This is a genomic window from Thermotoga sp. SG1 (genome assembly GCF_002865985.1).
Lineage (GTDB): Bacteria > Thermotogota > Thermotogae > Thermotogales > Thermotogaceae > Thermotoga.
This window is the reverse complement of sequence record NZ_LNDD01000001.1, coordinates 412484-438062: the sequence shown is the minus strand read 5'-3', so window position 1 is coordinate 438062 and position 25579 is coordinate 412484. Positions and strand designations below refer to the sequence as shown.

24 protein-coding genes and 1 pseudogene are annotated in these 25579 nt (G+C 45.2%); 12 read left to right on the top strand and 13 right to left on the bottom strand.

Features of this window, described 5'->3' with window-relative positions; translation table 11 throughout:
• The 11 genes and pseudogenes from AS006_RS02140 to AS006_RS02090 all read right to left on the bottom strand — a co-directional run.
• Positions 1 to 851 (bottom strand): annotated as a pseudogene (locus AS006_RS02140) (methyl-accepting chemotaxis protein); the annotation flags it as partial.
• Positions 852 to 909: 58 nt separating this feature from the next.
• Entirely contained in the window at positions 910 to 2835 is a 1926-nt protein-coding gene (locus AS006_RS02135) for a carbohydrate binding domain-containing protein (protein WP_101512719.1), read from the bottom strand.
• Between the two features lie 15 nt (positions 2836 to 2850).
• Entirely contained in the window at positions 2851 to 5016 is a 2166-nt protein-coding gene (locus AS006_RS02130; RefSeq protein WP_101512718.1) for a glycoside hydrolase family 3 protein, read from the bottom strand.
• Entirely contained in the window at positions 5000 to 5200 is a 201-nt protein-coding gene (locus AS006_RS02125; protein ID WP_101512717.1) for a hypothetical protein, read from the bottom strand. The genes AS006_RS02130 and AS006_RS02125 overlap by 17 nt, the downstream gene beginning before the upstream one ends.
• Positions 5200 to 6006: an ABC transporter ATP-binding protein gene (locus AS006_RS02120; RefSeq protein WP_101512716.1), complete on the bottom strand. Its 807-nt coding sequence runs from the start codon at positions 6004 to 6006 to the stop codon at positions 5200 to 5202. Before AS006_RS02120 ends, AS006_RS02125 begins: the two co-directional genes overlap by 1 nt.
• Entirely contained in the window at positions 6003 to 6995 is a 993-nt protein-coding gene (locus tag AS006_RS02115; protein ID WP_101512715.1) for an ABC transporter ATP-binding protein, read from the bottom strand. Before AS006_RS02115 ends, AS006_RS02120 begins: the two co-directional genes overlap by 4 nt.
• A gap of 2 nt (positions 6996 to 6997) precedes the next feature.
• Entirely contained in the window at positions 6998 to 7840 is an 843-nt protein-coding gene (locus AS006_RS02110; RefSeq protein ID WP_101512714.1) for an ABC transporter permease, read from the bottom strand.
• Between the two features lie 3 nt (positions 7841 to 7843).
• On the bottom strand, positions 7844 to 8860 hold the full coding sequence (locus AS006_RS02105) for an ABC transporter permease (protein WP_101512713.1): 1017 nt from the start codon (positions 8858 to 8860) through the stop codon (positions 7844 to 7846).
• Positions 8861 to 8920: 60 nt separating this feature from the next.
• Positions 8921 to 10735: an ABC transporter substrate-binding protein gene (locus AS006_RS02100; protein WP_101512712.1), complete on the bottom strand. Its 1815-nt coding sequence runs from the start codon at positions 10733 to 10735 to the stop codon at positions 8921 to 8923.
• A gap of 28 nt (positions 10736 to 10763) precedes the next feature.
• Positions 10764 to 11909 (bottom strand): ROK family transcriptional regulator, encoded by a 1146-nt coding sequence (locus AS006_RS02095; RefSeq protein WP_101512711.1) that lies wholly within the window; start codon positions 11907 to 11909, stop codon positions 10764 to 10766.
• A gap of 20 nt (positions 11910 to 11929) precedes the next feature.
• Positions 11930 to 12454 (bottom strand): ABC transporter substrate-binding protein, encoded by a 525-nt coding sequence (locus AS006_RS02090; RefSeq protein ID WP_233185590.1) that lies wholly within the window; start codon positions 12452 to 12454, stop codon positions 11930 to 11932.
• 231 nt (positions 12455 to 12685) lie between these two features.
• Between AS006_RS02090 and AS006_RS02085 the strand changes: the two genes are divergently transcribed.
• From AS006_RS02085 to folK, 9 genes are all read left to right on the top strand, one after another.
• Positions 12686 to 13807, top strand: a complete 1122-nt coding sequence (locus AS006_RS02085) for a prolyl oligopeptidase family serine peptidase (protein WP_101512710.1) — start codon at positions 12686 to 12688, stop codon at positions 13805 to 13807.
• A gap of 84 nt (positions 13808 to 13891) precedes the next feature.
• Entirely contained in the window at positions 13892 to 14965 is a 1074-nt protein-coding gene (locus AS006_RS02080; protein WP_101512709.1) for a DUF362 domain-containing protein, read from the top strand.
• 45 nt (positions 14966 to 15010) lie between these two features.
• On the top strand, positions 15011 to 16516 hold the full coding sequence (locus AS006_RS02075; RefSeq protein ID WP_101512708.1) for a hypothetical protein: 1506 nt from the start codon (positions 15011 to 15013) through the stop codon (positions 16514 to 16516).
• Positions 16513 to 17037 (top strand): NTPase, encoded by a 525-nt coding sequence (locus tag AS006_RS02070; protein WP_101512707.1) that lies wholly within the window; start codon positions 16513 to 16515, stop codon positions 17035 to 17037. The genes AS006_RS02075 and AS006_RS02070 overlap by 4 nt, the downstream gene beginning before the upstream one ends.
• Positions 17034 to 18287, top strand: a complete 1254-nt coding sequence (locus AS006_RS02065) for an HD-GYP domain-containing protein (protein WP_101512706.1) — start codon at positions 17034 to 17036, stop codon at positions 18285 to 18287. The genes AS006_RS02070 and AS006_RS02065 overlap by 4 nt, the downstream gene beginning before the upstream one ends.
• A gap of 14 nt (positions 18288 to 18301) precedes the next feature.
• Positions 18302 to 18664 (top strand): 6-carboxytetrahydropterin synthase QueD, encoded by a 363-nt coding sequence (queD, locus tag AS006_RS02060; protein ID WP_101512705.1) that lies wholly within the window; start codon positions 18302 to 18304, stop codon positions 18662 to 18664.
• Positions 18661 to 19440, top strand: a complete 780-nt coding sequence (folE2, locus tag AS006_RS02055; RefSeq protein WP_101512704.1) for a GTP cyclohydrolase FolE2 — start codon at positions 18661 to 18663, stop codon at positions 19438 to 19440. The genes queD and folE2 overlap by 4 nt, the downstream gene beginning before the upstream one ends.
• Positions 19441 to 19445: 5 nt before the next feature.
• Positions 19446 to 20282 (top strand): dihydropteroate synthase, encoded by an 837-nt coding sequence (folP, locus tag AS006_RS02050; RefSeq protein ID WP_101512740.1) that lies wholly within the window; start codon positions 19446 to 19448, stop codon positions 20280 to 20282.
• The gene (gene folK, locus AS006_RS02045; protein WP_233185589.1) at positions 20276 to 20731 is read left to right on the top strand and encodes a 2-amino-4-hydroxy-6-hydroxymethyldihydropteridine diphosphokinase; all 456 of its coding nucleotides are present in this window, start codon (positions 20276 to 20278) and stop codon (positions 20729 to 20731) included. The genes folP and folK overlap by 7 nt, the downstream gene beginning before the upstream one ends.
• On the opposite strand, the gene AS006_RS02040 is transcribed toward folK, so the two are convergent.
• Together AS006_RS02040 and AS006_RS02035 are read right to left on the bottom strand one after the other, a co-directional pair.
• Entirely contained in the window at positions 20715 to 21794 is a 1080-nt protein-coding gene (locus tag AS006_RS02040; RefSeq protein WP_101512702.1) for an aminopeptidase P family protein, read from the bottom strand. The genes folK and AS006_RS02040 overlap by 17 nt on opposite strands.
• Positions 21795 to 21807: 13 nt before the next feature.
• On the bottom strand, positions 21808 to 23547 hold the full coding sequence (locus AS006_RS02035; RefSeq protein ID WP_199167287.1) for an ABC transporter ATP-binding protein: 1740 nt from the start codon (positions 23545 to 23547) through the stop codon (positions 21808 to 21810).
• Between the two features lie 83 nt (positions 23548 to 23630).
• Between AS006_RS02035 and AS006_RS02030 the strand changes: the two genes are divergently transcribed.
• The 3 genes from AS006_RS02030 to AS006_RS02020 all read left to right on the top strand — a co-directional run bounded on the left by AS006_RS02030 (position 23631) and on the right by AS006_RS02020 (position 25485).
• Positions 23631 to 24185 carry a hypothetical protein gene (locus AS006_RS02030; RefSeq protein ID WP_101512700.1) on the top strand — a complete coding sequence of 185 codons (555 nt, stop codon included), beginning with the start codon at positions 23631 to 23633 and terminating at the stop codon, positions 24183 to 24185.
• Positions 24186 to 24250: 65 nt separating this feature from the next.
• Positions 24251 to 24469, top strand: coding sequence for a hypothetical protein (locus AS006_RS02025; RefSeq protein ID WP_101512699.1), 219 nt, complete (start codon positions 24251 to 24253; stop codon positions 24467 to 24469).
• Positions 24470 to 24555: 86 nt separating this feature from the next.
• Positions 24556 to 25485, top strand: a complete 930-nt coding sequence (locus AS006_RS02020) for a DUF362 domain-containing protein (RefSeq protein ID WP_101512698.1) — start codon at positions 24556 to 24558, stop codon at positions 25483 to 25485.
• Positions 25486 to 25579: the final 94 nt, after the last annotated feature.

Sequence of the window (25579 nt, the reverse complement as noted above, 5' to 3'; positions counted from 1 at the left end):
ACGTACGTCACTATCGTTCCAAAGGTCGCTTTCCTTCCTTCTGAAAGTAGTTCGCTCAGGTATCCTGTCGAGAAGATGTAAAAGTCGTATCCAGGTACTTTTGCCCAAACTGTGTATTTCTTCTCTCCGTCGTATTCGTACTCTACGTACCTTTCTCCTCCACTCTTTGCTTCATTGAACGCTTTCTCGAATTCCCCAAGTTCTTTCACGTCTTTCATGAAGTTTCCCATGTCTTTGTGAATCAGTACTTTCCCATCCCCCAACACGAGTATGCCGTAGCCGCTTTTGCTCGCTTTCCCCTCTTCTACTATAGTGCGCCAAAGAGTGGAATCTTCTGCAAGGGAAACACCTAAAGCAATCAATCCTGATGGCTCTGTTCCAAAAGTGGTAATACCTTCCATGAAGAGTAAAATCGGGCTTTCACCGATCTTCTCTGCCAAAACAAGTGATGTCTGGTTAGCCTCTTTCAAGAGTTTGAGATATTTCTCGTATTCTGAATAGTTCTTTTCTTCTACCTTTTCAGGCAAGACAAGATAAGCAGATTCGCTCATTTCATCGAGAACAAGGCCCAAAGAAGCTGTATCAGTAGCCCCCTGAAGAACAGATTGAAGGTTTGACGCAATCGTATAACCGCCTATGAGGGAACTGCCAAGGAGAGTCCTCAAGCTCTTTTGAACCTCGTTCAACTTTTGAGAGATATATTTTGAAAGAGATACCACGGACTTCTCCATGTACTCTCTTGCGTTGTTCACAAGAAGGTTCGATGTGTTTTTTTGAATCAAAATGGCACTCAAAACAAAGGACAGGAGAACAACGATCATTACGAAGATGATTCTTACTCTTATGTTCACTCTCAATCTCCCCTTTTTGATTCAGTTTAAAAGCCCCGGCGTTACCGCCGGGGGGAAATCATTGAGGAGTCACTGAAACGTCGTCAAAGTAAATCGTGGTTGGAGCTTCTTTTCCAAGTTCGAAACTGATCTGAACGACTTCATCTGCGTCACTTGGATGTGTATAGGTGAAGGTAAAAGTCTGCCATTCCGTTGTGAGATTGACCGTCTGCGCAAAGTAGTTGATCCATGGATCGTGATTCTGTAGGATCTTCACGTTTATCGGTCTTGGTGTGTCTGCCTTCGCTTTGAAAGAGATGGTGTAGGTCTTTCCTCTATAGAGTCCTATCCACTGGTTGAACTGTATGTGCCAGGTATCTGTTCCAGAGTCAGCTATTGTGATGTACGCATAGCCGTTTGTGACACCATAGTCGGAAACTCTGGCACCACTGATCCCGTAATCGCCAGCCTGCCATATGAACCATTCGTCCGGATTGTTGGCCTGATCGTTCACTATCGGCTCATCGAACGTGCCGTTGTTTATCTGCTCGTATGTCACTTCAGGACCTGTTTGCTCTTGAGCCTGCTCGTACTCACAATCGTCCACTTCTCCTGTGATCGTTTCTGGATTCACATCTTCGTAGACCCTAATGTAATCGATGTACATTCTCTGTGGGAACTGTGTGGTCTCATCTGGATAGCCCGGCCAGTAACCTCCTACCGCAACGTTCAGTATGAGGAAGAACGGATGATCGAAGACCCATTCGAGTCCGAGTTCAGCAAGTTCGTCCTTGCTGAGAACATGATACAGTTGACCATCTACGTACCATTCCACTTCATCTTCATCCCATTCAATGGAAAAAACATGGAAATCATCGGAGAAATCCGGTACCCCTTCTGGAAGATGATAAGCAACACCTATACTCGCACCACCAGAATATCCAGGCCCGTGCGCTGTTCCATAAACGGTTCTGGTATCATGCCCCAACATTTCCATGATGTCTATCTCACCACAGGTGGGCCATCCAACTTCACTGATGTTGTTTCCAAGCATCCAGAGGGCTGGCCAGATACCTTGTCCTTTTGGAAGTTTTGCCCTTATCTCGATCTTTCCGTACTTTATTTCGAATTTCCCTTCGGTGGTCATCCTTGCAGATGTGTAATCGTAGGTTCCGTATTCATCGGATACTTGCTCTTTTCTTGCCTCGATCACAAGACAGCCGTTTTCGATGAACGCGTTTTTGTCTGTGTAATATTCGAGCTCACCATTCCCCCACCCAGGGATTCCTTTTGCATGACCGTTTCCTATTTCAAAGTTCCACACGTTCGGATCGATGCCTCCAACATCGAATTCCTGACTCCAGACAAGTTGCCAGTCTTCCACTTTGTCTTCATCCTCCTCGGTGTAGATCTCGTTCTCCTCACCACTGACTTCGAGTACCCCCACGTCTTCCATCACCACATCGTCTATCCAGACTGTACCTGTCGATCTTCCAAGCTGAAACTCAAAACGAGCGTTTTCGTCTGTTTCCTGCCTCATGACAAACTCGAACTCGTATGTCTGCCAATCCGTTCCCAGTTCAATAACTATTCCACCTGACTCGTCTGTACCAGGATTGTAAGCTGCCCAACCCCTTTCTGCCGTTCCTCCTATTTTCACCCCTATGTTTCTTTGAATGGACGATTTTGCCTTGAAAGAAACTCTGTACTTGTGGAGTTTTTCAACACGTATAGGGGCCTGAATAACTTGAACAGACCAGGTGTGGTCTCCTCCGTTTGCTACTTCAACCACGAGAACACCATTTTCTACTCGCACAGTTCCTTCTCCATTTGAATTTGTGAAGAATATCCAGTTACCTCGGGTGTTTATGGTACCATCCGGAGCAGGTGCTTCAATGTCAACACCGGCGATGAAAACTGGTTCATCGAAGGAAGAGTTTCTCAAGAGGTTTTGAGCGAAAATGAAAACGGGGAAAATCAAGAAAACCAGGATGAATTTACGCATCTTACTCCCCCCTCTTCATGGTTCAAATATCTTCTCTTCCTCCACCAAGAAAGTTCCCTTCAACCTTATGTCCCTCGAAGACGCACCGACTCTGACTTCGTACTCTCCCGCCTCAACAACCCATTCTTTCCCATCGAAACTTGCAAGATCTCTGACGGGTACTTCAAGCACTACTTCTTCAGATTCTCCAGGATTCAAAAGTCTGGTTTTGTGAAAAGCCTTGAGTTCCTGGAAGGGTTTATCTATTTTTCCTTTTGGTGCCTTGATGTAAACCTGCGAGATTTCCTTTCCCGCACGATCGCCAGTGTTTGCTATTCTGTATTGAACCCTGAGTGTTTCACCGTCGAACGAAACGTTCAAATCGCTGTACTCAAAGGTCGTGTAAGAAAGGCCGTAACCGAATTCGTACGCCGGTTCTACTCCAAAGGTGTCGTAGTATCTGTATCCTACGTAGATGTCCTCTTCGTAGATCACTTTCTGAGGATTGTCTTTTGGCTCTCCGGGAAAGGTCCAGGATGGTACGTCTGAGTAATCCTTTGGAAATGTTGTTGGAAGTTTTCCAGATGGGTTGATCCTACCGTTGAGAACGTCGGCAATGATTCTACCAGTTTCCTGTCCTGCCTGCCACACAAGAAGAATTCCATCTACCAAATCTCTCCAGCTAACAACTTCTATGGGACTTCCTATGTTGAGAAGGACAACTACTTTCTTGCCTTGCTCATGAAATTCCTTGGAGACAGTTTTTATGAGATCCATTTCATCATCGGAAAGGTAAAAGTCCCCTTTCACCGGTTTTCTGTCGTAGCCTTCACCGGAAATCCTGCTGATCACGATGACCGCCACGTCGTTCTTTTTCGCCAGTTTGTGTATTTCCTTCTCCGAAAGGAAGTTTTCCGGAAGTTTTGGTTTTATGATCGTTCCCCAGGAGTCTGTTCTTGGTTTGTACTCTTCTGTTTTTCTCATTCTTTCCACGTACTCTTCATAAGTTTTTGCGAGTTCTTCGTCGAAATCCAAACCCCTTTCTTTTATCCCTTCAAGAATGGAAATAGCGTACCTTGGATGAGTATCACCGCTTCCCGTTCCACCTTTTATCGTTTCGATCTGGCCTGTTCCAAAGAGGGCTATCTTCGAGTCTTCAGAAAGAGGCAGAGCCTCTTCGTTTTTCAAAAGGACAACACCTTCTGCACCTGCTTCATAGGCAACCTTTGCGTTTTTTTCAAGATCGGGCTTGTTGGAGTATCTGTATTTTTTGAAAGAAGGAGCGTTCACAAGGACCTTCAGGATGTTTCTCACGCATTCATCGAGAACTTCCTCGCTGAGTTTTCCTTCTCTCAAAGCTTCCATGATCTCTTCTATTTCGTCTCTTCGTTCTGTGTTCACCTGATAGGTCTTTCCAGGCATGATGAGGTCGTTGCCTGATTTGAGTTGTTCCACCGGGTTGTCTCCTGCGTACCAGTCGCTCATCACAAAACCATCAAATCCCCATTCTTCCCTGAGCACCTTTTTCAAGAGCCATTCGTTTTGAGAACAGTGCTTTCCATTGAGTTTGTTGTAAGCACTCATCACGCTCCAGGGTTTTGCCTTTTTCACAGCGATTTCGAACCCTCTAAGATATATCTCTCTGAGAGCACGCTCGGATACGATTGTATCCACAACCATTCTGTTTGTCTCCTGATTGTTCGCCACAAAGTGTTTTATACAAGCCCCAACCCCCTGCGACTGAACACCTTTCACAAAAGAAGAAGCCATTTCCCCAGAAAGAACGGGATCTTCTGAATAGTATTCAAAGTTCCTTCCACAAAGGGGATTTCTGTGTATATTCATCGCAGGAGCAAGGAGCACGTCCACACCGTACTCTCTCACCTCTTCCCCCATTGCCTTTCCCACTTCTTCGAGAAGCTCTTTATTCCAGGTAGAAGCGAGCATGATTTCAACGGGAAAAGCTGTTGTGTAGTATGTATTATCGTCGTTTTCCCTTGTGGGGTTTATTCTAAGACCAGCCGGACCATCTGCTAGAACAAAAGCGGGAATCCCAAGCCTTGGAACAGGATGTGTCTCTCCGGCAGCGCCCGCCACTCTAGAATGAGGATTTCCGAACAGTCCAGGAAGTCCTACCCCCACTACAAGCTTCACTTTTTCCTCCAGAGTGAGCTGAGACAAGAGTTCATTCACCTTTTCCATCTTCATCCCTCCTCTTTTTTTCCCTGACCGCTAGGAATACCAAAAAAGGTACTGTGAAAGCAAGGAGTCCAAAATCAAGATAGAACTCCACAGGTCTAAATCCACGCCAGAGGTAGTACACAAGAACGATAACTTCAAGAACGAGCGCCCAGGAAAAGAGTGTTATTACAGCCCGGGTGAACATCACAGGTCCTCCAGTTTCCTGTAGAGTTTCGGTATACTGCCCACGAGCACTTTCGTGTAATCATGAGAAGGTTCCAGCACCACTTTGTCTGGATGGCCTCTTTCCACGATTTCGCCGTCTTTCATAACGAATATGTTGTCAGAAACGTAGTAAGCAAGCCCAAGATCGTGGGTGATGAATATTATAGAAGTTCCCTGTTCCTCTCTGAGCTCTTCGAGAAGCTTTATGATACCCCCTCTGGAAGATGCGTCTATCATGGAAGTTGGTTCGTCTGCAACGATCAGAAGAGGCCTCAAGATCCAGCATCTTGCAATCATGATCCTCTGTTTCTGACCACCGGATATTTGATGGGGGTACTTACCTAGAACATCTTTGGGGTCTATTCCCACTCTGAAGAGAGATTCTTTTATGAGTTCAAGGGCTTCTTTTTTGTTGGAAGGCTTGTTCTCCAGAAGATTTATCGCTTGCCAGAGAGTTCTTTCGACCGGATAGAAAGGGTTGTAACTCGCGAATGGATCTTGAAACACAGCGTGAACCTTTCTTCTAAATTCAACGAGAGATTCCCTGTCTTTGAGATCCCTCCAGATGTCTTTTCCCTCGAACAGTATCTCTCCAGATGTGGGAGGAAGGAGTCTCAAGATCATCTTTGCGGTTGTCGTTTTTCCAGACCCACTCTCACCCACAAGGGACACTATTTCCTTTTCTTTTACCTCAAAAGAGACGTTTTTCACCGCTTCTACACGACGTTTTGAAAAGAATCCAAGAGAAAAGATCTTCGTAAGATTCTTTACCTCTAGTCTGCTCATACTCTCTCCTCCGTGTAAAGCCAGCATGCTACTTTACGTGAAGGTTCTATTTCCATCAAGGGTGGTTCCTTTTCTCTACATATATCCATCACATGCGGACATCTTGGATGAAATCTGCATCCCGAAGGTGGGTTTATAAGATTCGGCGGTGCTCCGGGAATAGTTGTGATTCCTCTCTTTTTAATCTCTGGCTCTGGTGTTAAAACGGAATTGAAGAGCCCCTGTGTGTAAGGGTGAAGCGGTTTCTCCAGTATAGACTCTACCGGAGAGAATTCCACTATCTTTCCAGCGTACATGATGATCATCCTGTCTGCGATCTGCCTTACAGTCGCTATATCGTGCGTGATGAATATTATACTTTTCACAATTCCTTGCCTTTTCATTTGCATCAGAACTTTCAGGAGGACTTTCTGATTGACAACATCCAGGGCAGAAGTTGGCTCATCTGCTATGAGAAGGCTTGGGTTCAGAATAGTTGCGATTGCGATCACAGCCCTTTGCCTCATTCCTCCACTGAGTTCAAACGGGTACCTTTTAAGCCACATGGGTTTCAATCCAACTTCCTCGAACCTTCGTTTTGTTCTCTCGAGAAGATCGTGCTCATCTATGCCGTGAGATTCGGCAAGATGTCTTACATACTTTTCCATTCTGATCGTTGGCATCAGTGCGTTCATTGCTGCTTGAGGAATGATCGTGATTTCCTTTCCCCAAAATCTCCTTTTCACTTCGTCTCTCGTCATCGAAGAAATTTCTTCGAATTTTCCATTCACTCGAAGGAAGATCTTTCCTTCAACAAGCGTCAAAGGTTTCACCATGTTCATGAAGATTACGTTTGAAAGAGTTGTCTTACCACAACCAGACTCTCCGACAACTCCTATGACCTCATCTTCCAGTATTTCAAAAGACACCCCATCTACGGCCTTGACAGAGGCTTTCTCCAATTTATAGTAAGCTCTCACATTCTCGGCTTTGAGAAGCACTTCTTTCATCTTCACTCCTCCCTCAAGCGTGGATTGAAGACCTCATCCATTGCTGTGCTGATCACAAGCAAAGAAGCGGTAACTGCCACAATGGCCAATCCCGGCGGTACGAACCACCACCAAAGCCCCCTCCTCACTGCTTCCATAAGAACTGCCCACTGAAGCATGATTCCAAGAGAAATTCCTTGGGTTGGACCAAGCCCGATCAAACTCAAGCCAGCTTCTCCCATGATTCCTCCGTTTATGAACAGAACAAACGACATGAAAGCGTACGTTGCTATGGTGGGTATGAGGTCCTCTATCACAAGTCTGAGATCAGAGTAGCCTGCCATTATGGAGAGGTAAACGTACTCCCTCGACATCACACTCATGAGCTGGGCTCTTATGGCCCTTGCAAACCATGGCCACTGGAAAAGTCCGAGAATAACAGCGACCATCTCCATACTTCGTACTTTCAGATAACTAGCTATGAGTATTGCTATAAGTATGGAAGGTGTTGTGAGCACGATATTTGTTATTGCCATCAATGCGTCATCCACTATCCCTCTTTTTACCGCTGAGAGACTACCTATGACCGTTCCTATTACGAGCGAGATGATGGCGGAAAGAAAACCAATGTAGAGAGATGATCGAATTCCATGGAACAGCTGTGCAAGGACATCTCTTCCGTACGTGTCTGTTCCAAGTGGATGCGCAGAGGATGGAGGTTGTTCGTAATCCCATGTCATCTCAGTGGGATCGACCTTGTAAAAAACCGGACCCAGTATTCCAAGAAACAGAAAGAACAGAAAAATGGAAAAGCCTATTATGAACTTTTTGTTCTTAAAAAGCGGTTTTACCATCGTCAAGAACATATCTCATGCCTCCTGTCCCAGTCTTATTCTTGGATCTATCAAAGCATAGACAAAATCGACTACAAAGTTAGCAAGGTAAATGGACGCTATCAGTATTACAAAAATCCCCTGTATCAATGGATAATCGAGTGTTGTTAACGCTCTAAACAATAGATACCCCGTTCCGGGGTAATTGAACACGATTTCAGTGATCAACGCTCCTCCCAAAACTCCTCCTAAGCTCAAAGCAAGTCCCGTGATCTGCGGAAGAAGTGAGTTCCTGAACACGTATCTGAAAATTCTTTTATCTTTCATCCCGATATACTCAGAAAACATCGCATAATCGCTTCCAAGTTCATAGATAACCATGAGTCTCATACCTATCGCCCAGCCACCCATTGCAGAAACAACGATGGACGCAAATGGCATGATGTAATGTTTCAAAACATCTATGAAAAACGCCCAACTGAGATTTGGTATTGTTCCTTGAGAATATGCTCCCTGAACAGGAAGCCATCCAAGTCTCACACCAAAGAAGAATATGAATATCATTCCAAGCCAGTAGTATGGAATCTGGGAAACAATGAGGGATGCTGTGAGTACCCCTTTATCTATCCAGGTATTTCTTCTGTAAGCCGCCAAAGCACCGAGACTGTTCCCCAAAATCCACGCAACAATTGTTGCTGGGAGGAGAAGAACAAGCGTCCATGGAATAACCGGTATGATAAGGTCGATCACTTTCCTCGGATAGAAAGTAATAGATGTTCCAAGATCTCCTCGAAGTGCCTTGGTTATGAATTCAAAGTATTGAACATACCAGGGCTTTCCGAGCCCAAACTCTTCCATTAGTGTTTTTTCAGCTGCCCTTATGGCTTCTGGATTTGCCTGAGCCACTCTTGATAAGTTGGAAAGAATCTGAGAGAGAGGGTTCCCAGGTATGGCTCTTGGAAGTATGAAAACGATTGTTGTTGCGACTATGTAAGTGATCAGGAGGAATATGAAACGCCTTAGAAGGTACTTGAACATAGACTTGGATCCCATTCAATTCTCACTCCCCGCTCGATTTTTGTGAAAACCCGGCCCCGAAGGGCCGGGGGAAGATCACATGGCTGCCTTTTGAAGGTCTTCGAAGATCTTTGCAGTGGGTATTTCTATTCCTCCCTCATCGACCGTTCCAAGCCAGGATGGAACAGGTTGTGGATCGCTCTTTTTGGAGATCACAAACAGAGTCGGCCAGGTGTCTGCGTGCCATGGAGATGGCCTGAACCAGACTGGATTGCTTTCGTTCGGCCAGTTGATCCAGTACTTAGTCGAGTACTCGTACCAGTGGGCCGTGTAGAATGCTGGCACGCTCGGCATGTCCCTGTAGATGATCTGCTGGATCTTGAAGTAAGCCTGTTTTCTCGTCTCAGGATCGAGGGTAGAAACTGCTGTGTCAAGAAGTTTCAGAACCTCATCATTATCGTACCTTTCCCAATCTCCAGCCCAGGTAACTTCTCCAACGGGAGCAGAAAGCCTCTTGTCGAGCACGAATCTGTAGATGTTGAATGGATGATCAAAGCTCGGTCCAACGCTCCAGGAAATGATGAGATCGAACGTTCCTTTGGTCATCCTGTCTGCCCAGACGGAGTAGTCCGGGAACTCTGTTTTCACATCGATACCGATGCTTCTCAGGTTCTTTGCTATCATTTCGCACATCATCATCCAGTCTGTCCATCCGTACGGAACAGAGATCGTGTAGGGGCCAAGCTTTGTTCCATCTGGTCCTACCCTCACACCGTCTGGTCCTTTCTTGTATCCTGCTTCGTCCAGGATCTTGCTTGCCATTTCGAGATTGAACGGTATTCTACCATCCTCTGTTTCGAAGGTCTTCCTTGCGAGGTCATAGTCTATGTATTGTTTGTACGGTTCAAACAGATCGATCACCATGGATGGATGAGCCTGGCTTCCATATCCGAAGTACGCTTTCTTGAGCATTTCGTTGTACGGAATGGCGTAAGCAATTGCTTTTCTCACAGCAGGATCACTGAGGCCCGGCTTGGTGTTGTTCACGTACACAAATCCGACACCGTCAGGAATGAAGTACGGTTCCTTGCTGTACCATGTTCCAACTGGAAGTCCTTTCTTTTCCCAGAGCTCCCACACGCTCGGAATGAAGAGACCGTTCCAGTCGATGTCTCCTCTTTCAAACGCAAGACTTGCACTCGGATTGTCTTTGTAGATGACGTGAGCGATATACTTCGGTCTTGGAAGTCCAAAGATATCTTTGCCCCACCAATTGTCAACTCTCTGGTAAACGACTATATTCGGATCATAATAGTAGAGTTTGTAGGGTCCGGAAACAACCTGCTCTTCGGGCTTGTCGTTGATCCAGTCTTTTATGTTCATCTGCGTTCTGACTCTTTCGTAGACATGCTTCGGCATCGGCTGGGCTCCAAGAGAGTAAGCAAGAAACTGGAAGTAGTTGAGATTTTCTTCTTTTGCCTTGAACTCAACTACTTTGGTGTCAACAGCTTTAACGTATTCAATGTAAGTGTCCCATCCTCCACCGGGTCCTATGCCGAGTTCTTTTGTCAATTCCAGCGCATAGACAAAATCTTCTGCTGTGATCGATACACCGTCACTCCATCTTGCTTCAGGCCTGATGTAGATTCTCAGTGTTTTGTCGTCCACAAATTCGTACTTTTCTGCGATAACGGGTATCCAGGCGTCTCTTCCGAGGTCGTACTGGAAAGCCGGAAGGTACATGAACTGATCAGTACCCCATGTGGACTGCGGTGCATAAAGGTTCCAGGTTGTGGCAGGCCCCCAGATAGCACCACCGACGTAAACGGTATCTTCGCGTGGCAGAGAGACTTGCGCCATCAAACTGGATAGAGCAACGAGGACCAGTAAAAATACCAGGAACTTCTTCATAAAAACACCTCCCTTAAGATAAAGTGAGTTAACCTACATTTTTCAAAAATTCCTCTATCACCAGTACATTTCCACCAACAAGAGATGGTGCTACTTCTTTGAAAATCGTATCTCTTATGAGAACGTCGGAAATCTCTTTATCTGCTATCTTTTCAATCTCTTTCTTTATAAAAGAACCAAACGTTTCCCACAGATCGTTTACAACCCCTCCAAGAACGATCACGCCCGGGTTCAAAAAGTAGATAACGTTTTTCAAAACAACTGCCACACAGCGAAGATAATCTTCCATGATCTTTCTCACGCGCTCTTCTCCGGAAAACCACAATCTTTTGATATGACGAAATTTCTCGTCGAGGAACTCACCTTGTAGATTCACCTTCTTTTCCACTTCAGCGACAAGCTTCGATATGGAGAGAAAATCTTCCACTTCTTTGTTACTGGAGATGTCCAGAACAACGTGCCCTATTTCACCAGCAGCGAAGTTCTTCCCCCTGACGATACTTCCATTCACCGAAATCGCACCGCCGATACCTTCACCAAAATAGAGAAAGAATGAAACACTGGAACTTTTTACATCCTGGGAAAAAAACTCCTCGGCAAGAAGAGAAAGATTTGAATCGTTCTCTACCAGCATTTCAAGATCCAATTCTTCAAACTCCTTTTGAAAATCAATATCCCGCCAGCCAATATTCGGTGCGTGGATCAAAGTTTTTTTCTCGGTATTCACAATTCCTGGAAGAGAGAAAACTACCTTTGAAATTTTTTCGTTTAAGGTGTGGCTTTTGAGTATATTCTCATAGGAAGTAAACACTCTCTGCTTGAATTCTTCGAAATCCTTTGGAGTTGGAAATCTTTCAACTATTCTCCAGGCACCATCTAAGAAACCAACCGCAACGAGGGTTTCAAGTACCTCTACGTTGTATATGACAGATGTGATGAATGATCTTGTTGGACCATAGGTTGTTGCTCTTCTACGTCGTCCTGTGGCCACTCCTTTTTCCTCTATTAAGTCTTCGTTCATCAACTCTTCGACAATTCTCCATATCGCACTCTGTGCAAGCCCCGTCTTTTTTGCGATCTCTACCCTGCTATGTGGACCGCTCTCTATGAGGTATCTCAAAACCATTTTTTTGTTTTCCTGTTTCATGGATCTGGGATTGAGCTTTTTGTGCAAGTCAAGTTTCCTCCTTTCATTCATCCCTTGACTGAACCGGCAAGTAGTCCTCTTATGAAATATTTGCCAAGGAAAATATAGACCTCTTCCGCGATTTTCTTGTTGTAAAACACAACATTTCCTCTGTGAACGTTAACTGGAATGGAGTATATTTCACCATTGTAACTGCACATCTCAAGGATACCTTTGGGGAATTTGTCTATGACACCCCATTCTTCGAGAAGGTCAGTTATGGGAGTCATGTATCCTGGTATAACGTATGTATCGATGAGTTCCATTCCCGCATGAACTTGGAAAGAGTCAGGAGGATTGCCACCAAGCATTCTGGTCTTCAACACTGCCTTGGCATTTGTCCCGGCCCCACCCGCAACGGTTGCGTTTATAACCTCAACATCTGGGTAGTACTTGTTGAAAACTTTTATGAGCGCTTCCAATGCTTCAGCTTCTCCCCCGGCTGTCCACCAACTGAAAATTTCAAGTTGTGATGCTGTTACAACTGCTGAAAGAAGAACTACCATCAAAAGTAAACCCACAAAGCGCTTCATGAAAAACACCTCTCCGTATAGAACTATCTTCCTCAGAAAGAAATTATAGTGCTAAGTATCAGAAAATACAAACACAATTAATGACCATTTTGAGTATTTATAGGAAAATACGGAGAATTATTTGGAATTATCATTTGAATTCTCATGTTTTCTTTGAGTTACAACTGACTTCATCTCCGGAAGATCATTCAACGAATGATATCATTGATTTGAAACAAAGGAGGGGTAATTATGAAGATTACTCTTATCACAAAGGTCTTCCCCGAAGGTGAGAAAGTCTATGCCGTTGTAATCGAATATCCTGTCGAGATCGATGGGTGGAAGCTCTCAGTGGATCAGTTCTCGGTGAAGGTAAAAACGGGTGATACGTACTCTTCAAGAACGATCACAAAGGTGTACGCAAACAACACCGGTGATATTTCATTCAGCATCTTCAGCAATCGAGGAAAGTTTGTGATCCTGGAACTCTCACCCGAGGATCCAAATGCAGGTACTCTGGTGCCCACAGAAACATTTCTCAACACTCGTGTGAAACTGAACCACATCGTTTCACAACTTGTTCCTATTGTGGATGTGAACGGAAACGAAGTGGAACCATTTACGGCAGAGCAGACAGGAGAAAAACACCTTATCATCGACGACTTTCTTTCTTTCACCTTCAAAGATCCAGAAACAGCAATTGAAATACCCTACAGACTCTTTGTTCCAGAGGCAAAATCAGACAAGAAATACCCCCTAGTGGTCTTCCTGCACGGAGCAGGTGAGAGAGGAACTGACAACTACTTGCAACTTGCTGGAAATCGTGGTGCCATTGTCTGGGCACAACCGAGGTACCAGGTGATACATCCAAGCTTTGTTCTTGCTCCACAGTGTCCACCAAACAGCAGCTGGTCCACCTTGTTCACCGATAGGGCAAATCCGTTCAACCCGGAAAAGCCCCTTCTTGCTGTCATAAAAATCATCAAAAAACTTCTTGAGGAATACAACATAGATGAAAATCGAATTTACATCGCGGGTCTTTCCATGGGAGGATACGGTACCTGGAGTGCCATCATGAACTTCCCTGACCTTCTCGCAGCCGCAATACCAATATGTGGCGGGGGAGATATCGGCAAGGTTGAGAAGATAAAAGACATTCCCGTCTGGGTGTTTCATGCGGAAGATGACCCTATTGTACCGGTAGAAAATTCACGCACACTGGTAAAAAAGCTTTCAGAGATAGGTGGAAACGTTAGATACACCGAATACGAAAAAGGATTCATGGAATCTCACGGCTGGGATCCCCACTGGTCATGGGCACCAACTTATGAAAATCAACAGGTCATAGAGTGGTTGTTTGAGCAAAGTAGATAGTTGTGGTAGAATTTAAATGGAAATACAATACCAAGAGAGCCCATCCGGGCTCTCTTTTTGATTCCTGAAGAAGGAGGTATAAACATGCCGGCAAAGGTGTACTTCACCGACATGACGACAAACCCGAACATGAACATGCTTCAAAAGTTAGAACTTCTTTTGAAGAAAGTGGAACTGGAGAAAATTATTGAAAAAGGAAAGTTTGTGGCTGTGAAGTTGCACTTCGGTGAGTATGGAAACCTTGCCTTCATCAGACCTCAGTACGTGAAAGTGATCGTCGATCAGATTAAAAAACACGGGGGCAAACCCTTCCTCACCGATGCGAACACACTCTATACCGGCCACAGATCGAACGCCGTTGATCACCTGATAAACGCTTATTTGAACGGTTTCACATACGAAGTAACGGGAGCTCCTGTTATCATCGCGGACGGTTTGAGAGGAACCGATGAGGTGAAGGTTCGAATCGATGGGAAATATGTGAAAGAAGCAAAAATAGGAGCTGCGATCGCTCTGGCTGATGTGATAGTCGCGGTGACACACTTCAAAGGACATGAGGCAACCGGGTTTGGAGGCACGATAAAGAACGTCGGAATGGGAAGCGCTTCAAGGGCAGGAAAGATGGAACAGCACTCCGATTCGAAACCGTACGTTGTGGAAGAAAAGTGCGTTGCCTGTGGAACGTGTGCGAGATTCTGTCCGGTTGGTGCCATCACCGTTACAAACGTTGCAAGGATAGACTACGATAAGTGTATCGGGTGTGGTCAGTGTATAGCCATGTGTTCTTACGGTGCCATGTCGCCGAGGTGGGACAGTTCAACGGACTCTCTCAGCAAAAAGATGGCCGAATATGCAAAGGCTGTTTTGAAAGACAAGAAGGCAATCTTCATTTCCTTCATCATGAACATCTCTCCGGACTGTGACTGCTGGAACATGAACAAGCCTCCTGTAGCACCAGACATCGGTATCGCGGTGAGCACGGACCCTGTTGCCCTGGACCAAGCATGTATGGATCTTGTGCTCCAAAAGACAGGGAAAGATCCTTTCCTCGAGGTCCATCCGAACGTCACCTGGAAAACCCAGCTCGAATACGCAGAAGAAATAGGTCTTGGAACAAGAGAGTACGAATTGGTTAAAGTGGCTTGTAATTTGAAATAAAAAGTGGTTTAATAGTGTTGTCAACTCACATGAGGAGGTTTTACTGTGCGAAAATTTCTTTTGATCAGTATGGTTTTTCTGACGGCTTTTGTATTTTCCCAGGAAGGATGGGTTACGGAAAGTTTCGGTCCGATCACGTGGCAGCAGCCATCGGACTGGCAGAAGACTCCTTCGCTGGGTTTGAACTCAGAAGGTGTATTCAAAGGAACCAGTGACGGTCAGACTCTCACACAGGGTGTTGGTGTGTTTTTCATCTACGACGTCGGTGTTGAAGAGTCTTTGATTTCGGGTCTTTCTCAGGATGCGTCCCTTGTCGATCAGAAAGAAGTCTCTTGGAACGATTTCAAAGGTCGTTATTACAGGTTTGAAGGAACAAATCTTGTCTTCGATGTCAGGGTGTTTCCAATGGGAATGAAGGATCTCGCCATCTGGAGTTTCATGGCTGGAAATCCTCCAGAAGAAGATCTACAGAGCCTGGAAAGGATTCTTTCTTCCGTTAATGTGAGCGAACACGTCAGTTTCAGCAACTGGAAATCATCAAACGATACCCTCGAGATTTTCCAGAGTAGAAACCACATTGAAGGATTCCTCGGAGAAAGAGTGATAGAAGGGATCATGATCGAAAACAACATCTTCGGCTGGTGGAAGAAGGTGGATTCATTAGGAACGTTGGGGCCTTCAAATTTCTGGGACGGTGTCTTCAGTGGTAGAGTTGAAAATGGCAAGCTGAATCTTTTGTTCTCCGATGTGGAAGACCCGTTTTCCATAACGGATGGTACTTCCGTTGTTTTTGAAAACACTTCTGGCGAAATAAAGCACTTTCCCGAAGAGACTGTCTCCCTCATCGAATCTCTTTTCTGTAGAAGCGTCTACGAAAACACTCCCTTCGCCACCGACGACACGTTCACCCTCTTTGACAAAAGAATCGTCATGTGGAGCAACGCAGATCCCTTTGAAAATTCCCACATATTCAAGTGGGAATGGTACGATCCCAGTGGAAGTCTGAGAGAAACCGTTTACTACATAGTTGCTCCGGCAGTTGAAACAGGGTACGATTACTACGACAGCGTGTGGGGCTGGATACCAGCAGATAGTCTTGGTGAAAACGACCTTGGAAACTGGAAAGTGATGCTCTACATCGATGGTGAAAAAACGGCAGAAGGGTCTTTCAAACTCTCCAGGGATATTTCGATGAAAACCATCGAAACGGATACCTTCAGAGTGGATGTACCAAGTTACACCTACTACGAACTCTCCGAAGGTATTCACTATTTCATATTCGACATCGCTAACTTGACTTTCGCGGAAATCCACTATGAAACCGAACCCCTCGAGAATGGAGGAACCCTCAAAACATCAAATTACGAGGTCAACTTCATAGAAAGCTCCATGCCCGATTACGAAACGGGAAGGAACTTTCTTTTCTGGATTGTACAGTTTCCAGAGAAAGAAGGGCAGTATCTCTACATGAGTTTTTATGCCCCTGAAGAAGATTTCAAGAGACTGGAGAGTGTGTTTGAGAGTATTCTAAACAGTCTGGAACTGAAATGAAGATCCTGATCACCGGAAGGCCAGGTGTTGGAAAGACCACACTCATCAAAAAGATCTCACGCCTCCTGCAGAACGCAGGAGGCTTCTACACTGAAGAGATGAGAGAGAAGGGAAAAAGGATTGGCTTCAAAATAGTCACCCTCGATGGAAGAGAGGGAATCCTTGCAAAGGTGGGATTTCCCTCTCAGCACCGGGTAGGAAAGTACGGAGTGAACCTGAAAGATCTGGAAGAACTGGGAGTCGATTCGGTGGAAAGGGCGCTTGAAGAAAAGAGTGTTGTAATCATAGACGAGATAGGTAAAATGGAACTTCTCTCCGAAAGATTCAAAAGGGTTGTTGAGAAGGCTTTCAACAGCGAAAAAGATCTCGTTGCAACGATTAAAAAATCAAGCGATCCGTTTGTGGAAAAGATCAAAAGCAAAGAAGATGTTATCATCTTTGAGTTGAACGAAAAAAACAGAGACCTTCTCCCCAAGAGAATACTGGACATGTTAAAATTTAATCGAGGTGTCGGAGAATGATAAAGGTCCTCTTCAATTTACTCAAGACCATACCACCCCTGGGAAAACATGCTTTTCAGGTTGCCTTTCTTGCCTTTCAAATCGCCGAAAAACTGAATCTGAACGCCTCAACTGCTCTCCTCTCTGGCTTGCTTCACGATCTTGGTCTGATCCTCCCATACGATGGTGAAAAGACCATTTTGGACGATATGGACAGCACTTTCATCATTGTGAAGGACACCCCCGGAAAACCTCTGCATCTTCACTCCATACTGGGCAGTTTCATAACGGACTATGTGGAAAAACTCAAGCCTCTGTCTCCTATCGTTTTGAAGCACCACTTTCCTGCGTTTTATCTGGATCCATCTAAGGAGGAGGATATACTTGCAAATGTAATTTTTATATCAGATCAGGTCTCAAGATACGTGATGATCAACCACGATACCGAACCAAAAGAGATACTGGTTCCTCTTGAAGAAATGAAGAGTTTTTTCTTCCCGGAAGTTTTTGAAGCCTGCCGCGAAACCCTTCTGAAAGAATTCACCCAGTGGCAACTTGAGTACATCCTCACCGAATCCATGGTTGATTTCCTTCAAGAATACGTGACGAACTGTCCGGAATGCACTGCGGAAGATATGACTCAGTTTGGAAAGATCGTTTCTTTCATAATAGATGCCAAGAGCGAGTTCACCAGCGAGCACACGTGGAGGGTTGCAAACATCGCAAGGGAAATGGGAAAAGCAGCCGGAAAAGATGCCGAAAGCCTCTTCAGAGCGGGGCTGTACCATGACATAGGAAAAATCAGTGTGAACTACAGGATTCTGGAAAAACCAACGAAACTGGATGAGGAAGAGTTTCAGGTGATGAGAAAACACGTGTACTTTTCCTATCTCATACTTCTTCCTGTGAACAAGAAAGAATGGTTTCTGCCCGCTGTAAGACACCACGAAAGGATCGATGGTTCTGGATATCCCTTCAAATTGAAAGGAGAAGAGATGAGTCTTGATGACAAAATCTTACAGGTGGCAGACGTGTTCAGTGCTCTCATGGAAAAACGGCCCTATCGTCCCGCAATGGATGTAGAAGAAGCCATGGGCATCATCCGAGACGAAGTGAAAGAGGGAAAACTGGACAAAGAAGCCTTTGAAATCCTTATATCAACAGTGAAAGATCTGAATTTTGAAGACATGGAAATTGGAAAAAAGCTGAGGCAAGAGATAAGGTCTTTTCTGGACAGAGTCGTTGAAAGGTTTGGAGACTACGTTCTCTAGCAGGGGTGAAAAACATGATTCTAGTGAAAAAATTCTCTTTTGAAGCGGCTCACAACCTGACCAGATATCATGGAAAGTGTGAAAGACTCCACGGTCACACCTACAAACTCATTGTAAAAGTTGAAGGTCCACTGAACGAAGAAGACATGGTTATCGATTTTGCAGAACTGAAAAGAATTGTCGAAGAAAGTGTGTTGTCAAAAATGGATCATGCCTATCTCAACGAGATGTTCGAACAACCCACCACTGAAAGAGTGGCGATATGGATTTGGCAGGAACTTTCAAAGGCTTTTGAAAAAACTAGTATCAGATTACACGAAATAGAACTTTGGGAAACGGAGACAAGCGGTGTTGTGTACAGGGGTGAAGAAGTTTGAAAGACGTTCAGAACGAAAAGGATCCGAGAATGGTACCTTTGAAGAAAGTGGGGATAAAGGATCTGAGCTGGCCCCTCAAGGTGCTTCTCAAAAACGATGGATACCAACCAACGGTTGCGAAGATAACTTGTTCCGTGGATCTTCACCGAGAAAAAAGGGGAATACACATGAGTAGGTTCATAGAAGTTTTGAACAAACTGGAGACTATCACCCCTGACGTCTTTGAAGAGATTTTAGACGATCTCATAGAGATCATGGAAGCGAAAAGAGCACACTTGGAGATTCATTTCCCTTATTTCGTTTGGAAAGAATCGCCCGTCTCTAAAAAGAGATCCCCTCTGAGCATAGAGTGTTTTGTCGAAGCGGAAAAAGATGAGGATTTTTCCTTCAAAATAGGAGTAAGAGTTCCTGTACATACACTGTGTCCATGTTCGAAAGAGATCAGCGACTACGGTGCTCACAATCAAAGAGCGTTCGTTGGAATACATGTGAAGACGAGAAAGTTCATATGGTTCGAAGATCTCGTCGAAATAGCAGAAAGGAATGCAAGTTCCCCTTTGTACACCCTTCTTAAAAGAATTGATGAGAAGTTCGTCACAGAAAAAGCCTACGAGAATCCAAGGTTCGTAGAAGATGTAGCAAGAGACGTTGCCCTCGATTTGGAGAAAGACACCAGAATTGCCTGGTACAGAGTTTACGTAGAAAGCATGGAGAGCATACACAATCACAACGCATTTGCCTGTGTGGAGAAAGGAGATTTCGTTCTGGAGGGTTGATGAACGTGGTGTACACGACTCCTTGGGAGAGAGAACTTGTATTCGACAGAACTCTGATCATGGGTATAATAAACGTTACACCAGATTCCTTCTACGCAGGTTCAAGGAAACAGAGTGTGTTGGAAGCCGTTGAGGCGGCAAAGAAGATGGTGGAAGAAGGAGTCGACATAATAGACGTTGGAGGAATGTCCACTCGCCCCGGCTCAGAACCTGTTGACGAGGAAGAAGAAATGAAAAGGGTTATTCCGGTGGTAAAAGCGATCAGATCTATAACCGATGTACCAATCTCGGTAGATACTTACAGATGGAGGGTAGCGATGAAAGCACTCGAAGCTGGAGCAGATATCATCAACGACATCAGTGGATACCAGTTCGAGCCTGATATAGTGAGAGTGGCAAGTGAAAACAAAGCTCCATACATTCTCATGCACATAAAAGGAACCCCAAAAACAATGCAGGAGAATCCCTTCTACGAAGACGTTGTGAAAGAGATAAAGGAGTATTTCCAGAAAAAAATAGACCACCTCAAAGAGAAGGGTGTAGACCAGATCGTACTGGACCCAGGTATTGGATTCGGCAAAAGATACGAGGACAACCTTGAAATTCTACACAGGATAGACGAATTCAAAGAATTTGGCCTTCCTTTGCTCATCGGTGCTTCAAGAAAATCTTTTATAGGCATCACACTGGGAAACGTTCCACCGGAAGAAAGATTAGAAGGTACTCTCGCCGTTACCGCTTACTGCACAATGAAAGGTGTTGACATCCTCAGGGTACACGATGTACTACCGAACAAAAGAGTCGTAAAAATGCTGGAGGCGATACTCTGGCGAAAGTGGTGATAGCACTGGGAAGCAATCTGGGAGACAGGGAGTTGAACTTGAAAACAGCCCTTGTGAAGATGAAAGAACGCGGTATGTCCATCGAAAAACTCTCCTCGTTCGTTGAAACAGAACCCTATGGATACACCGATCAGCCAAAGTTCCTGAACGCCGTGTGCCTCGTGGAAACGGATCTTTCACCTCGAGCGCTTTTGAACACTCTTCTTGAGATAGAAAGAGAAATGGGAAGGGTCAGAACGATCAAATGGGGACCCAGGGTGATCGACCTCGATATCGTGTTCTATGAAGATCTCGTCGTGAACGAAGAGGGACTGACCATACCGCATCCCGATGCTCACAACAGACTTTTCGTTCTGGAACCCCTGAGCGAAATAGCCCCGGACCTCGTTCATCCCGTTTTGAAAAAGACCGTGCGGGAACTACTGATGGAACTCAAACAACGAATATAGATCTCGGTAGAGTGGTGAGGATTTCGCATCCCTGCTCCTTCAGAACCACATCTTCCTCTATTCTTATGCCGAACTCTCCTTCCAGATAGATTCCGGGCTCTATGGTGACGACCGCGTTCTCGGGAAGGGAAGACTCGTTTCTGAAACTCACCGCCGGTCCTTCATGGACCTCCAGACCTATTCCATGTCCCAGACTGTGTCCGAAGAACTCTCCATATCCCTTCTCAACGATGAACTCTCTTGCGAACGAGTCGAGTTGTTTCCCTGTCAGTCCCGCTTTTGCGTTCTTCAGGGCTCTCTCCTGAGCCTCGAGAACGATTCCGTGTATCTCTTTCACTCGATCAGAGGGTTCGCCTATGCAGACGACGCGTGTGATATCAGCACAGTAGTTCTCGTAAACTGCTCCAAAGTCGATGACGATCACGTCTCCTCTTTCAACGACCTTTTCAGTTGGCTTTCCATGAGGCAGAGCAGAACGCCACCCTGAAGCCACGATGGAGTCGAAAGCCGTTTTTTCTGCCCCTTCTTTCTTCATCGTGTACTCGAGAAGTGCGGCTATTTCCTTTTCCGTCATTCCTGCTCTTATCTGCTGGATCGTCTCGAGGAAGGCCCTCTCAGATATCTCTATCGCCTGCTTGATCCTTCCGATCTCTTTTTCGTCTTTGATCATCCTCAGGTTTTTCACCTCTTCATCAAGACCGATGAACTTTCTCTTTCCAAGGGCGGTTGAGAGCTTTCTGAACATGGAAAGGGAAAGTCTTTCTTCCTCAAGGGCGATCACCTTTATGTTGAGATCCTTTATCACGTTTTTCAAAACTCCGATGAAATCACCGTCTCTTACCTCCCGGACTTCAAAATCCGTTTCCTGCTTGGCCTGACTGGTGTATCTCGGATCGGTGATGAGGAGTCTTGCGCTTTCAGAGATCAGAATGATGGAAAAGGACCCCGTGAAACCAGAAAAGTATATTGAAGAAGCCCTCGAGGAGTTTTCAACGTTCACGATCAGAAAGGCATCCGCTCCTTTTTTCATGGCCAGTTCCATCGCCCTGTCTGCTCTTTCCATCTCGTTTCCCTCCTCAGACGTTTTCAAACTGGATCCGATAGAGCCTGTAATACACACCTTTTCTTCCGAGCAATTCGGAATGAGTCCCTTTTTCCACTGCTCTGCCATCATGAATCACCACTATCTCGTCTGCGTCCCTTACGGTTGAGAGTCTGTGGGCTATCATAATCACTGTTCTTTCTTTTGAGAGTTCTTTCAGGGATTCTTGAATCTTCATCTCCGTTATCACGTCCACGTTGCTTGTGGCTTCATCCAGGATAAAGATCTTTGCATCGAACAACACCGCTCGTGCAAGGGCTATGAGCTGTCTTTCTCCAGCCGATAGAGTGGTCCCCCTCTCCACGATCTCGTAATGAATTCCCCCCGGTAACCTTTCGATTATATCCATTGCGTGTACCTTTTCCAGAGCCCTTAAGACCTCTTTTTCTGATATTCTCTCATCGAAAAGCTTGATGTTATCCAGTATCGTTCCACTGAAAAGCATCACATCCTGAGGAACCGCAGCGATCTGTCTTCTGGCAACTTTCAGATTGTACGCAAGCAGGGGTATTTCATCGATGAGGATTCTTCCCTTCTGAGGAATGTAGAGACCATTTATCAAGCTCATCAGGGTGGACTTCCCTGCACCCGTTTCTCCAACGATAGCGTAGAGTTTTCCAGGATGGAACTCCAGATCAATGTCCTTCAAGATCCAGTTTTCACCATCGTAAGAGAACCAGACGTTTTCAAAACGAAGATACCCTTTTGAAATCCGATCAGGACCATTTGGGTTTCCCTCTGTTTCCCTCTCCTCCTTTAGAAGGTTCAGGATCTTCTCAGAGGATGCCATGGAATTCTGTATTATATCGTACTTTTCAGAGAGATCCCTGAGCGGCCTGAAGAACATGTCAAGGTAAGAAACGAAAGCATAAAGGGCCCCAAAACCCAGGGTACGATCTGCGATGTATCTGGCACCGTACCATATGACCAGACTGACTCCCAGAAAATAGAGGAAGTCCATGAGAGGTCTGAAGATTCCAAAGACATAAAGTTGCTCCATCAGGGATCTGTAATAAGCCTCCGAAACGTGAGAGAACTCTTCTTCTTTGTGTTTTTCGAGATTCAGGATCTTTATGATGTTCACACCCGCTATGTGTTCTGCCAGAAAGGCGTTGAGACGGGCAAGATTGGTTCTGACTTTTCTGTAAGCCCTTCTGTCGAAGTATCTAAAAAGCAGAATCGAAATGGCTATAATTGGGAGAAGATAGTAAACATGACCAAAAAGTTCCTTGCTGATCTGGACGAGAGAAAAAATCACAGCCCCGAGCAGAAGAACATCCATGATCACACTCGTGACGACAGAAGAGAAAAACTCCTGTATGTTCTGAGTATCGTTGACGATTCTGGTGGTGACAACGCCAGAAGGTACCTTCGTGAAGAAAGAGTATGGAAGAGAAACGACGTGAGAAAACACATCCCTTCTCATAAGAAGAACGATCTTTGCACCGGCGTATCCTGTTACGTAAGTGCTGGCGAACCCAAAGAGAAAGGAAAGCCCTCTTATTCCCAGTATGATGAAAGCGGTCGTAACGATTCCCTGAAAACGTTCAGCGGCCGATAGGTCCTTTCCTGTCAGGAAGGTATCGATCGCCGTTTTCATGAGACGGGGTGGAAGAATTTCCAGTACCGTGAGGACAAGTGACAGAACGGTTCCCACAAAAAAAAGGTACCAGTATTTTCCTGCGTATCTCAGCAGAAATTTTTCCGGACTCAATCTCACCACCTCTGACTTGATATTTTACCACTTTCGTGTGCTATAATTGAACGTGAAAAATCTATTACAGGGAGGGAGACAGCATGAAAAAGCTTCTTGTGGTTTTCCTAGCAGTGATCGCAGCTGGTGTGTTTGCCTTCTCGATGGAGGATCTGAAGGTCACAGTTTTTGGAAACTACAACTTTGCTGTTAATGTTTCTTCCACTCCAACAACCGTTGAGGCTTCTGCTGCTAGTTATTTGGATTTCGGCCTCGATCTCACTTATCCTGTGGCAGAAAATCTGGATCTCGGTCTTGGTCTGGGTTTTGCCTGGCTTCTCAAACCTGAAGCAACTCCTCTTCTTTCGGTGGATAGTACACCCAGCCAAAATGCCCTTGATCTTTTTGCTGTTTTCAAGTACTCCGTCGAACTCGACAGGGAGTCCAAGATCGTCATAAGAGGCTTCGGCGGTGCCAGCTGGCCAATGAATGAATTTGCTTTTGACAAATTTGGATGGGTTTTTGGAGCTAGCGCAAATTACACAAGGTATTTTGAGGACTTTGTTGTAGGATTCGGCGCTGGTGTCGAAATGAGGATCTATGGCAAAAACAGTGTGATAGCCGTTCCTGTGGGAGCCAACTTTGAGATCAACTTCTGAGTCACATTCGATACAGATAAAATTGGGGGGCGCTTGCCCCCTTTGTTTTGGGTAGGTGATGGAATTTGGACAAAGAGAAATATATAAAAGGTATTGAAAAAGCTCTACAGAGAATAGCTGTTCGGGATTTGAAAGATGTGGATATCTCCGAGATATGGATAGAGACGGCTCTACCCAGAGATCTCATTAGAGAGATCCTGAAGGAAGAAAGTTTGAATATTCCACCGGGAATTGAGAGCATAAGAGACGGGAGGGAAATCCTCTGGAAAAAGTCTGGTTCCTGAGAACAGAAAACTACGAAGATGCATACTCGAAACTCAAAGATCTTCTTAGCAAGCATTTCTCAGACCTTTTCTCTCCGGGAGATCGCGTGTTTGTCAAACCAAACCTCATCTCCGCAAGAAAACCAGAAGAAGCCGTCACCACACATCCTCTCATTCTAAAAGGTGTGCTTGAGTTTCTGATCGATCTTGGAACAGAGCCCTTCGTGGGAGACAGCCCCGCCTTCAGCAGTTTCAAAAGGGTGATAAAAGTCACGGGTGTTGAGGATGTCTGCGCAGAACTGAAGGTTCCATGTGTTCCTCTGGACGATCCTGTGGAAGTGAACGGCGAAATATTCCAGAAGATAAAGATCTCAAGGAAAATGCTGGAAGCAGACAAAGTGGTAAATCTTCCAAAGCTCAAGACCCACTCTCAAATGGTGATGACCCTCGGTGTGAAAAACACTTTCGGATGCGTGGTGGGACTTGAAAAGTCCTCTTGGCACATGAGAGCGAAAAACTATGACGATTTTGCAAATCTCCTGATAGACATTCACCGCATCGTCTCGCCGGTCCTTACGATACTCGATGGAGTTGAAGGCATGGAAGGAAATGGGCCAACGAACGGTAAAAAGAGATTCTTTGGCATTGTGGGTGTTTCAAAGAACGCTTTTGCACTCGATGATGCCGTCTGCAAGGCACTGGGAATTGATCATCTTGTGTACACCGTGAAACATTCAAGAAGAAGGAAACTGGTTCCTGACTATGAGGTAGTCGGCCACTTTCAGTCCACCATAGAACTCCCTTCTACTGTCTCCACACTCGACAGACTTTCCAGAACTTTTTCAAGATTCTTCGTGAAGTACCCTAGGATAGATACAAACAAATGCATGAAGTGCCGTCTGTGTGAGGAGAGATGCCCCGCCTCAGCGATTGACATCTTCTCCCAGAAAATCGACTATCACAAGTGCATAAGGTGTTATGTCTGCCACGAAGTGTGTCCTCACGACGCCATAAAACTTGTCAGAAATTTCCTGTGATAGACATTATATAAGAAACGTATATATTGAAGACTCCAGAAATTTGATGATATAATTATTCAGGATTTGTTGAGAATGGTTCTCAAAAAGGAGG